Genomic DNA, 826 nt, shown 5'->3' with positions numbered 1-826 from the left:
ATCTAAAATAAATTGATAATCATAAACGTATGCGCTAGGTCTTGTGTTTAGTCGGGTTTGTTTGAATGAAGCTATGATAGGCGAGTTATTAACAATGAAAAACAGGTTTTAATTTGAATTATTATCAAAAATAATTTGAATGCAGATTGTTCTGTCGTCAAGACTGCTTTATAAATAGTAGAAACGCAGCAAATACTGCTGTCCCTTTTTCTGGTAAAGGTCTCATCATGCTCTTAGAAGATTTACAGGTTATTTTAAAAGTCGCGGAGTTTCGCAGCATCACCGCAGCGGCAACCAGTTTAGATATGCGTACCGCCACAGCGAGTGCAGCGGTAAAGCGCGTTGAGGCATCATTGGGCGCGGAGCTTTTTGTCCGTACAACCCGTCACTTGCGATTGTCCTCTGCTGGGGAGCGTTATTTACCTCAGTGTCAAGAGGCGCTAAAGATGCTTGAGCAGGCCAAAATGAATATGCATGAAGACTTGGGCATTATTGATGGTGAAATTCGTATCGCGCTATCGTCTGATTTGGGGCGTAACCTTATTACTCCTTGGTTAGATGAGTTTTTATTGCAATACCCGAATGTCTCACTGCGTTCAAGTATTAGCGATAGCAATATTGATTTCTACCGTGATTCTGTCGACATGGCTCTGCGCTATGGCTCACCAACCGATGCCAATATGTATGGCTTTAAAATCTGTGATGTACAGAGAGTGCTGTGTGCAAGCCCTAGCTATTTAGCGGAAAATCCAGCCCCCACACAGCCGAACGATCTGCTTGAGCACAATGCGTTGTTTTATCAATTGCACGATGTGTTACAAAATGA

General features: G+C 42.5%; 1 protein-coding gene. It reads left to right on the top strand.

The genetic code is table 11. The features are described 5' to 3' along the window. Window positions 1-227: 227 nt before the first annotated feature. The coding region (locus tag AB4486_RS26140; protein WP_372119665.1) for a LysR family transcriptional regulator at window positions 228-826 on the top strand (599 nt) is incomplete at its 3' end.

The sequence above is a fragment of the Vibrio sp. 10N.222.55.C6 genome (assembly GCF_041473395.1).
Lineage (GTDB): Bacteria > Pseudomonadota > Gammaproteobacteria > Enterobacterales > Vibrionaceae > Vibrio > Vibrio crassostreae_C.
This window is presented reverse-complemented; position numbering and strand designations above follow the sequence as displayed.